Source organism: Curtobacterium sp. VKM Ac-2889 (assembly GCF_015350855.1).
GTDB lineage: Bacteria > Actinomycetota > Actinomycetes > Actinomycetales > Microbacteriaceae > Curtobacterium > Curtobacterium poinsettiae.
Map to the genome: position 1 here is coordinate 631,190 of NZ_JADKSC010000003.1, position 9,402 is coordinate 640,591.

General features: G+C 66.7%; 12 protein-coding genes. 5 read left to right on the plus strand and 7 right to left on the minus strand.

The features are described from left to right. Positions 1 to 25 precede the first annotated feature (25 nt). The 3 genes from ITJ50_RS17955 to ITJ50_RS13155 all read right to left on the minus strand — a co-directional run bounded on the left by ITJ50_RS17955 (position 26) and on the right by ITJ50_RS13155 (position 2,860). Positions 26 to 559 carry a HEPN domain-containing protein gene (locus tag ITJ50_RS17955; protein ID WP_194590648.1) on the minus strand — a complete coding sequence of 178 codons (534 nt, stop codon included), beginning with the start codon at positions 557 to 559 and terminating at the stop codon, positions 26 to 28. Beyond that, positions 552 to 1,706 carry a GmrSD restriction endonuclease domain-containing protein gene (locus tag ITJ50_RS13150; protein ID WP_194590649.1) on the minus strand — a complete coding sequence of 385 codons (1,155 nt, stop codon included), beginning with the start codon at positions 1,704 to 1,706 and terminating at the stop codon, positions 552 to 554. The genes ITJ50_RS17955 and ITJ50_RS13150 overlap by 8 nt, the downstream gene beginning before the upstream one ends. Positions 1,707 to 1,927: 221 nt before the next feature. Next, the gene (locus tag ITJ50_RS13155) at positions 1,928 to 2,860 is read right to left on the minus strand and encodes an NADP-dependent oxidoreductase (RefSeq protein ID WP_194590650.1); all 933 of its coding nucleotides are present in this window, start codon (positions 2,858 to 2,860) and stop codon (positions 1,928 to 1,930) included. Positions 2,861 to 2,998: 138 nt separating this feature from the next. On the opposite strand from ITJ50_RS13155, the gene ITJ50_RS13160 reads away from it, so the two are divergent. After that, on the plus strand, positions 2,999 to 3,571 hold the full coding sequence (locus ITJ50_RS13160) for a hypothetical protein (protein ID WP_194590651.1): 573 nt from the start codon (positions 2,999 to 3,001) through the stop codon (positions 3,569 to 3,571). Between the two features lie 76 nt (positions 3,572 to 3,647). Here ITJ50_RS13160 and ITJ50_RS13165 read toward each other — a convergent pair whose 3' ends face one another. From ITJ50_RS13165 to ITJ50_RS13175, 3 genes are read right to left on the minus strand one after another with little or no spacing between them, the layout of a single operon-like run. Next, entirely contained in the window at positions 3,648 to 4,127 is a 480-nt protein-coding gene (locus ITJ50_RS13165) for a hypothetical protein (protein WP_194590652.1), read from the minus strand. 36 nt (positions 4,128 to 4,163) lie between these two features. After that, a complete protein-coding gene (locus tag ITJ50_RS13170; RefSeq protein WP_194590653.1) occupies positions 4,164 to 4,631 on the minus strand; it encodes a hypothetical protein in 468 nt (155 codons plus the stop codon). A 28-nt stretch (positions 4,632 to 4,659) separates the two neighbouring features. Beyond that, a complete protein-coding gene (locus ITJ50_RS13175) occupies positions 4,660 to 5,169 on the minus strand; it encodes a hypothetical protein (RefSeq protein ID WP_194590654.1) in 510 nt (169 codons plus the stop codon). Between the two features lie 199 nt (positions 5,170 to 5,368). Here ITJ50_RS13175 and ITJ50_RS13180 point away from each other — a divergent pair, with 199 nt between their 5' ends. Genes ITJ50_RS13180 through ITJ50_RS13195 form a run of 4 tightly spaced genes read left to right on the plus strand, consistent with a single transcriptional unit; the run spans position 5,369 to position 8,863 of the window. Further along, positions 5,369 to 6,208, plus strand: coding sequence for an ABC transporter ATP-binding protein (locus ITJ50_RS13180; RefSeq protein WP_194590655.1), 840 nt, complete (start codon positions 5,369 to 5,371; stop codon positions 6,206 to 6,208). Then, positions 6,205 to 7,002 (plus strand): ABC transporter permease, encoded by a 798-nt coding sequence (locus ITJ50_RS13185; RefSeq protein WP_194590656.1) that lies wholly within the window; start codon positions 6,205 to 6,207, stop codon positions 7,000 to 7,002. The genes ITJ50_RS13180 and ITJ50_RS13185 overlap by 4 nt, the downstream gene beginning before the upstream one ends. A gap of 29 nt (positions 7,003 to 7,031) precedes the next feature. Continuing rightward, a complete protein-coding gene (locus tag ITJ50_RS17960) occupies positions 7,032 to 8,234 on the plus strand; it encodes a sensor histidine kinase (protein ID WP_194590657.1) in 1,203 nt (400 codons plus the stop codon). Beyond that, a complete protein-coding gene (locus tag ITJ50_RS13195) occupies positions 8,231 to 8,863 on the plus strand; it encodes a response regulator transcription factor (RefSeq protein WP_194590658.1) in 633 nt (210 codons plus the stop codon). Before ITJ50_RS17960 ends, ITJ50_RS13195 begins: the two co-directional genes overlap by 4 nt. Positions 8,864 to 8,956: 93 nt before the next feature. On the opposite strand, the gene ITJ50_RS17675 is transcribed toward ITJ50_RS13195, so the two are convergent. Further along, entirely contained in the window at positions 8,957 to 9,079 is a 123-nt protein-coding gene (locus tag ITJ50_RS17675) for a hypothetical protein (protein ID WP_267237845.1), read from the minus strand. Positions 9,080 to 9,402: the final 323 nt, after the last annotated feature.

Consider the following 9,402-nt stretch of genomic DNA (forward strand, 5'->3'; position numbering starts at 1 on the left):
AACCAGAGGCTGACGAATAACGCCGTCACATTTTAACGTGCTGGTGAGTACCGATTGGTTTCACCAGCTCCCGATTCAGCCATTCGTATACTTCTCTACACAACTTTTGATACCGAAACGGGTCCAACTTTCGGCCTCCAGTGACGCTGCCGTGCGCGATGGGGTTTCGAATCGATGCAAGGTCTTCAAGACTATCGCGAAGCGCGGGCGTAAGAAATTCGTCAAACTTCGACGGTAGCGGTTCGCCGAATCGCTCGAGTAGTTTTCGAAAGCTGCGTGGATTGAGATTCGGAGCGTGTCCATAAAATGATCGGGCAAACGACAGCGCTGGTCCACCTGCGACGGACTCTAGGTAATGGACAGTCGCTTGGTGCACCAGTTTTTCGAGGAATCCCGCACACCTCAGGCACAGATATCGGCGCAGATCATCTTGGAGGCGGGCTTCTCCGATAGGAATATAGGCTACCGCTCGATGATAACGGTCGAATTCCGCTTGCAATGCCGCCCAGAGTTCGTAGGCATCTTTTCGCGCTATCGACTGCTCTGACCCGTCAGGCACCGAGGATCGCTCTCGAAGCGAGCTGGAGGCGACCGTAGACGCTGTCCCGATGTGACGTACTTTTCGAGACGAACTCGATGTACTGCTGATTGTGGCGCAAACTGTCAATTGCTGACGTTAGTTGTTCGGTGGTCAGTCGACAGTCAGAAAGGTTCGAGAAAATTAATGTTCCAAGAAGCGCGTCAATATGTGCAGCGTTGAGGCGGCCGGCAAATTTTAGCCCGTCAGCGCCCAGCGCCGAGACAAGCAGCTCGCAACTCGCGCTGAACGCCGCGGCCGTTGCCACATCGTCAAGTTCATCGAAGTTGCTCTGCTTTTCGAGATAGTTGTTTAAGAACTGAGCCATCGGCGGCTTATACGCGCTGAGGCGGAACTGATCATTGTCCCAATTCTCGTTCATCTCCGAGAGGACCTTGGCCATTGCGAGCGACCGAAGGATAAACTCATGATCTTTCAACTTCTTATGAGCTGCACCGAAGAGCTTTCGCCAATTTTCATCATGATTCAATTCGCGGACGAAATCCACCATCGGGCCGCGATACAACGCCACCCTGATTTCCTGTGTCGTGAGCGAGACTCCGCCGCTGTTCAATCTACCGAACAGTCGGTAGACAGAATCCCGTCCGTCTTCACCGGCCGGCTCGATAACCACAGCCTGAATGAAAGTGTTGTTCAGTCGACGTCGGCTCTCTTTAGACAGAGTCTCGTATGTGGCACTCCGCAGATGCTCGGCAACATCGTTGAGCACAAACGGCTTTCCATCCGGGTACGAACCTGAGTAGAAGCTCTGCAGAGTTGTCAGTCTTTGCTGCCCGTCGAGCACAAGATAGCGACCGTCGGGCTCCACGACCAGGAAGATGCTTGGCACTGGCCAGCCTAGAAGCAGCGATTCGATGAACCTCTCTGCTCGCGGCGGGGTCCAGACTCTCTGGCGCTGGAATCCTTCGATAGATAGATCCTCGGATTCATCAGGGTCGAACCTGGGGATCAGGATGTCTTCGTCGTTGAGACGGCGGACGAGCCCAGCAACGTCGAAATCTGCGCCGAAATACGGCAAGTTTGACGGTTGTGTGTCAAACAGGGTTACGTCGTCCTTCTCCGCTTCATCCTCGATAAGCTCATTTTCATTGTTCGCCAGATCCGTCACGACAACCTCTCATCTTCTGTCCCGCGATAGATTAGCGTGAGTTAGCCAGCTAGTCGACGGTGTCGGCGGGTTCCTTCTGCCCCCAAAGAGGTCACATCGACGACCGATGGGATGTCTTTTCATTATCCTGTGCCCGTCTGCCATGGCATGCGGCCAGGTCGCCGACTTGACCAATTGCGCATGACGAATGCTGCGCAGGTGCGTTGCCGGGGCAGCCAGGGTCACCACGTCAACACGAACCGCCCCCGCGTCCCCCCGGCCTCCAACCGCTCATGCGCCTCCACAGCCCGCGCAGCCGGCAGCACCTCGGCCACCCGCGGCGTCAACGTCCCACTCTCCACCGCATGCCGCAGCTGCTCGAGCTTGTCGAACGACCGGTACTCCGAGAACACCATGATCTGCACGAACTCGATCCCCCGGTCCCCGTTGCCCTGCCACCCCCGCACGTCAAAGAACACTCCCCCGTCGCGAACGGCGTCCACGACCTCATCGCGCTGCACCGCAGCATCGGCGAGCGCATCGACCCCGTCCGGCACGAGCGCACGGACAGCGGAGGCGAAGGAAGCACCTCGCGGCACCACGTGGTCCGGCCCGAGCGACCGGACCAGAGCTTCGTCCGCCGGAGCAGCATCCGCGATCACGGTCAGCCCGGCGGCCTTCGCCAGCTGCACCACGTAGTTCCCGAGCAGCCCAGCAGCTCCGGTCACGGCGAGCGTCTGCCCCGGCTTGAGCGAGGCGTGCGACAGGATCTGCAACGCCGTCAGCCCGTTCATCGGGACTGTGGAGGCGAGCGGGAGAGACGTCCCACGAGGGATCCGCGTGAACGACCCCACCGGCGCGACGAGCTCCTGCACGTAGGCGCCACCGTGGGCGCTGAGCGGCAGCGCCATCGCCATGACCTCGTCGCCGACCTGCCATCCGGTGACGTCGGGCCCGACCTCGTCGATGACGCCGGCGGCGTCCATCCCCGGCACGTACGGCGGCGAGGCCTGCGAGCTGTCCCGCTGCCCGGCACGCACCCCCGTGTCGGTCGGGTTCACGGCGAACGCCTGCACCCGGATCCGCACGGATCCCGCACCGGCGTGCGGCTCCGGCACCTCGTGGACGGCGAGGGCCTCGGGCCCTCCGAACTGTTCGACTCCGACGACCTGCATCCTCCCGGTCTACGCGCACGTTGCTTGACGCAACCTGACGCGACCACCCCACGGCCTGGAGGCCCGGCACCACCCCGCCCCGCGCCTCCCGCCCGTCAGGGGTGCGGTCCACGGCACGTGGTGCGCCATGCTGGCACCGTGCGTTTCGACGAACTCATCACCCGGTCCGACGGTCCCGCGATCGCCGAGGAGCTCGCGGCCCTCCGCCGACCCGCCCGGTACGTCCTCGAGGGCATCCACCAGGAGTCCCGGCAGAAGTACTGGCAGTTCCGCGTCGACATCGACGAGGCCGCGCAGACCTGGACGCTCGTCCGCCAGCGAGCCAAGCCGGTCTCCTACCGCGACGGCGTGCTGCACGAGCCCGACGACGGCCCGATCGAGGTGTCGTTCGCACGGAGCATGATCCCGTCCCCCGTCGTCCGGATGGCCATGCCCGACCTGATGCTCCGGTGGGGCCGCGCCGCGGACGACGTCCACCCGATCCTGGTCCAGCACGTCGGCGAGCACTCGATCCTGCTGACGTTCGAGCACCACGAGGACCCGGCGTTCCGCACGACGCTGGTGATCGACGAGCGCGACGGCATCGCCCGCCGTTCGTACGAGTACGGCGAGGCCACGATCATCACGAGCGTGCGGACCGCCGAGCCGGACGAGGTCCTGCCCCGCGCCCGCTTCGTGCAACCGACGGACTGGATCCGCCCGCAGTACTGAAGTCGTGACGGTTCCGGTTCGCGATCCCCGACGATCGCGAACCAGAACCGTCAGAACTCATTCGTCATCAGGGCCGTCACCGGTAGTCGTCCGGGTCCCCGAGCACGCAGCGCGAGTCCACATTGACGTGCGCGCGGATCTTCGTGGCTGCGATCGACGCAGGAGGCTTGCCGTCGGCGCGCGCGACCACGGCCGACACGTCGCCCGTCGCTGCATCCATCTCGGTCTGCGTCGTTGCGAGCTCGTACCCTTGCTCTCTCCAGTGTTCACCGGCCTGTTCGATGAGCACCTGCGGGTCGTCCGGCCTGTCCACCTCGACGTAGTAGCTGAACTGCACCGCCTTCTGCCCGTCGACCTCACAGTCGTTCGCGACCGGCCTCGGGACTTCCTGTGGCCATGTGTCGGGAGCGAGTTCCAGGACCGACCGGAGTTCGGTCACGGCCTGCGAGCGCGCTTCGTCGATGGTCATGGTCTTGCCCGGCCCTGCCATCCCGCATCCCGACAGCACGAGGATGATCGTGCCGGCCAGAGCGGCAGCGGTCATCGGCTTGTCCACTCGCCTCGTCATCGGAGCCGCCCCGCCTCGACGCCGTCACTCGTCGTAATCGTGCACCGACCCCGTTGCACACGGTGACGTCACTTGCACTGCGACCGACGTCGAACTGATCTGGTACGCCGCTCCTGCCGCACCAGCCCGGTCGGCAGTCGCCGAGTAGAGCGTGCCCCTCGCACCGAAGTCCGTCTCGGACGGCGATACTCGAAGGCCTTCCGACTCCCAGAACTGCCGGAGTGACTTCGCGGTCGCCTTCGCGTCGTTGTCGACCGACACCGGGACCAAGTAGGCGAAGCGGACGCCGTCATCGCACTGCTCGGCGGTCGGTTCCGGGGTGTCGGGCCACGACACGTCCACGGCCTTCTCGGTCTTGCGGAGCAGTTGCAAGGCTTCAGTCTTCGCGTCCTCGGGGGCGGGCATCGATTGGTTCTCTCCTGCACAGGCCGTGACGCCGACGGTCAGCAGGCTCACCGTCAACACGACCAGCCCGATGCGTCGCTTCGCCATCACGGCAGGGTCACCTTCGCCACGGCTCTTATTCATCGTCCGGAGAGCCAGCGACGCACCGGGAGTTGACGTAGAGGAGTGCGTTCCCGTTCGTGATCTCGAAGGCTGCGCCCGCCTTGCCGTCAGCCTTCGCCGTGGCCGCGTACACGGTCCCGTACTTCGCCCCGAACTCCTGCTGGCTCCGTTCGACCTGGAGTCCCTTGGAGCGCCAGAACTCGGCCAGGGAGTCAGCGAGTTCGGTCTGCTTCGAGGTGACCGGGGCATGCACCATGTACTGGTACCGAACACCCTCGGAACACTTCTTGCTGACTGGGTCCCCGGGCGACGACCAATCGAGGTCAGTGGACGTCGTGGTGTGGTCGAGCAGCGCCAGGGCATCTTTCTGCGTTTCTTCCGGGGTCATGCTCTTCGCTCCGCCCGCGCATCCAGCGAGCACGATCGTGGCGGACAGCAGGGCTACCAGCACGGCGAGCAGCTTGCGGATCGGAGCATGAGGAGGGGCGTCGAGCGGGCTCCACGACACTGTCAGATCGCCCATCATCTCCCCCGTCGCGGCCTGCACCACATCCCCACCAGCAACATATCAGACGAGGCGCCGGACGCAACGACCCGTGCAGCGTTCTGGGCACGACCGACCCGCACCGCGCCTCCCGGCCTGCACCATCCCCCGATCGGACGATGCCGACACCACCGCACCGGCCGATCCCCCACGGCCACCGGGCGGCGAAGCTGGACCCATGCCCGAGTCCCCCGCCATCGAGGTCCTGCACCTCGGCAAGCAGTACGCCACCGGCAAACGCGCCGTGGACGACGTCTCCTTCACGATCGAACGGGGCGAGACCTTCGCGCTCCTCGGCCCGAACGGTGCCGGCAAGTCCACGACGGTCGAGATCCTCGAGGGGTACCGCTCCCGCACCGCCGGCGAGGTCCGCGTCCTCGGCCACGACCCGGCGCGGACGAGCCGCAGCCACAACGCACGCATCGGCATCGTCCTGCAGACCAGCGCGGAGTCCCCGAACGTCACCGTCGCCGAGCAGCTGAACCACTTCGCGACGCTGTACCCGAAGCGCCGCCGCGTCGAGGAGCTCCTCACCGCGACGGGACTCGAGACGCAGCGCAACACCCGGATCAGCCGACTGTCCGGAGGCCAGCGCCGCCGCGTCGACGTCGCCCTCGGCATCATCGGCCGCCCCGAGGTCCTGTTCCTCGACGAACCGACGACCGGCTTCGATCCCGAGGCCCGCCGGCAGTTCTGGGACCTCCTGCGCCAGGTCCAGCACGAGGGCACGACGATCCTGCTCACCACGCACTACCTCGACGAAGCCGCCCAGCTCGCCGACCGTGCCGCGGTCATCGCCGACGGGAAGCTCCTCGACCTCGCACCCATCGACGAGATCGGCGGCACCGAGGCCCGCACGCCCCGGGTCCGCTGGCGTGACGACGACGGCGGACACCACGACGAGCGCACGACCGACCCGACGGCGCTCATCCGCAGCAGCAGCGCACCCATGCACGACCTCGAAGTCATCCGTCCGTCCCTCGAGGACGTCTACCTCGACATGGTGGGACAGCAGTGAAGACAGCGACGAGCCGCATCTCGTACGAGATCCGCACCTACTTCCGCGCTCCCGACTCGGTCTTCTTCACGTTCCTGTTCCCGATCATCATGTTGGCGCTGTTCTCGGTCGCGTTCTCCGGCGCCGCCGACCTTCAGGCCGGCCCCGGCGTCAGCGCCGACTACGCCACCTACTACCTGCCCGGCCTGGTGGCGACGGGCATCTTGCTCTCCGGCACGCAGTCCCTCGGCGTCGACATCGCCGGCGAGCGCAGCGACGGCACGCTGAAGCGTCTCGGCGGCACGCCCTTGCCGGTCCTGTCGTACTTCGTCGGCAAGATCGGCATGGTCCTCGTCACCACGCTCGTGCAGACGGCCCTGCTGCTGGCGATCGCGGGCCTGGTGTTCGGCGTCGACCTGCCGACCGACGCGGGACGGTGGGGTGTCTTCGCCGGGGTGATGGTCCTCGGGATCGCCACCAGCTGCGTCCTCGGCATCGCGGTCTCGGCGCTCCCCCGCGAGGGGCGCCGCGCCACCGCCACCATCGTCCCGATCGTGCTGGTGCTGCAGTTCATCTCCGGCGTCTACCTGCCCTTCACGCAGCTCCCCACCTGGTTGCAGGACGTCGCGTCCGTCTTCCCCCTGCGCTGGATGGCGTCCGGCATGCGCTCCGTCTTCCTGCCCGGTGCGTTCGAGTCGGGTGAGCCGGGAGGCGCGTGGCACCTCGGCCTCGGAGCCCTCGTGCTGGCAGCGTGGCTGGTCCTGGGCACGGTGGCCTGCCTGTTGACGTTCCGTTGGAACCGCAAGGACGCCTGATGGCGCCCCGCTGGTGGGATGCTGGGCACATGAACGGCGAGACGTGGATGCGCAACCGCTGGCTGCACGTCTTCTTCGCGGGCACGATGGCCCTCACCGCGGTGATCACCGTGTTCGGCTGGGCCCCGTGGTCGACCCGCTGGCCGGCGTACACCGCGGTCGTGGTGCTCGTCGTCGCCTACGTCGTGTTCGGCCACCGCGGCTACGACAGCCCCCGTGCCGCCGCGGCCTTCCTGCCGCTGGTCCTCGTCTCCGCCCTGGTGTTGCCCGCCGTGGTGCCGAGCACCGCGTTCGTGCAGTGCATCGCGTTCCCGCTCGTCTGGGTGCAGTCCGAGCGGGTCCGCACCGGCGTCCTGCTCTCGGTCGCGGTCGGCATCGCGAGCGGCATCGGCCTGCAGGTCTCCGACGGCCCGGACGCCCTCGTCAGCACCCTGCTCATCGAGGGCATCAGCGTCATCGGTGCCTGCGCGATGGGCGTGTGGATCTCGAGCGTCGCCGACCTGTCCGAGGAACGCCGCCAGCTCCTCGACGAACTCCGCGCCACCCAGCAGTCCCTCGCCGACGCCCACCGGAGCGCGGGCGTCGCGAGCGAACGGGAGCGCCTGGCCCGCGAGATCCACGACACCGTCGCGCAGAACCTCGCCGGCATCGTCATGCTCACCGAACGCGCCCGCAAGGACGTGGCGAACGACCGAGGAGCCGCGCTCGACGAACGGCTGGCGGTCCTCGAGGAGTCGGCACGAGCGGCGCTCGAGGACTCCCGTGCCCTCATCGCCGCCGGGGTCGCCGGTGCCACGAGCGGCAGCCTCGCCGGGGCACTGCACCGGCTCGCCGAGCGGTACACCCGTGAGACCGGCACGCCCGTCGCCGTCGACGCGACCGACGGCCCGCTCGACCGTGACGCCCAGGTCGTACTGCTCCGGGTCGTCCAGGAGTCCCTCGCGAACATCCGCGCGCACGCCGATGCCGGGTCCGTCCGGATCGTCCTGCGGCACGCGCCCGAACACGTCGGCGTCCGCGTGGTTGACGACGGCGTCGGGTTCGACACTGGCGTCCCGACGGCCGGGCACGGTCTCCGGGGCCTCCACGAACGGTTGGCGCTCTCCGGCGGTACCTGCACGATCACGAGCACACCGGGCGGCGGCACCGTCGTCGACGCGAGCCTGCCCGCCGGACCCGAGCCGAGCCTCCCGGCCGTCGAACGCGACGTCGTGGCGCAGGTGACACGGTGATCCGTGTCGTGGTCGCTGACGACCACCCGATCGTCCGGTCGGGCATCGTCGCGCTGTTGCAGGACGCCGACGACATCGTGGTCGTCGGTCAGGCCAGCGACGGCCGCGCCGCGGTGACGGTGGCGCTGGCCGAACGCCCCGACGTCGTGCTCATGGACCTCCGGATGCCGGTGCTCGACGGCGATGCGGCGACGGCGGAGATCCTCGCCGCCGACCCAGGCATCCGCGTCCTGATCCTGACGACGTACGAGTCCGACGACCAGATCCTCGCCGCCATCGAGGCCGGCGCCACCGGCTACCTGCTGAAGGCAGCCCCGGAGTCCGAGATCCTCGCCGGCGTCAGGGCGACCGCACGGGGCGAGACCGCGCTGGCACCATCGGCGGCCGCAGCGCTCGTCCGCCGAGCGACGGGATCCCTCCCCGCTGCTGCCGGCCCGTCGCTGACCCCGCGCGAGCTCGACGTCCTGCGCCTCGTTGCCCAGGGCAACAGCAACCCGGCGATCGGGCGCGCACTGTTCCTCAGTGAGGCCACGGTGAAGACCCACCTCGGCCACGTGTTCGAGAAACTCGGCGTGAACGACCGCACCCGTGCGGTGATCCGCGCGATGGAGCTCCAGCTCCTCCCCTGATCAGCTCCGCAGTCAGGCGCCGCTGGTCACCGCAGCGCACCCGAAGGGCATCGACGTCGTGCTCCAGCGCATCCACTATCGCCAGAGCCCGACCTACACCAGTCCGCCGAGGACGACGGACACCCCGCCGATCGCGATCAGCCAGATCGGTGCGCTCATGCTCGACGTCCCCGGTTCTTCGCAGTCCCCCCGCTCCGACCCTACGACTCCGTGCACGACGGGGATCTTTCCCTGCAGCGCGTGTGACGGTTCCGGTTCGCGATTCCCGACGATCCTGAACCAGAACCGTCTCCGGGCAGACAAGAGACCGGGTCCCGCGCAGTGGACCTGACCACGGCGCAACGACGCACACAGCGTGCCGGTGCGCACCGCTGGCATGACCACCGCCGTCGGATCGCTCAGAACAGCCCCGTAAACGCAGAAAACCCCTGACCATGAATGGTCAGGGGTTCCCTGTTATTACTACGTTAAGTCCGGCGGCGTCCTACTCTCCCACAAGGTCCCCCTTGCAGTACCATCGGCGCTGAGAGGCTTAGCTT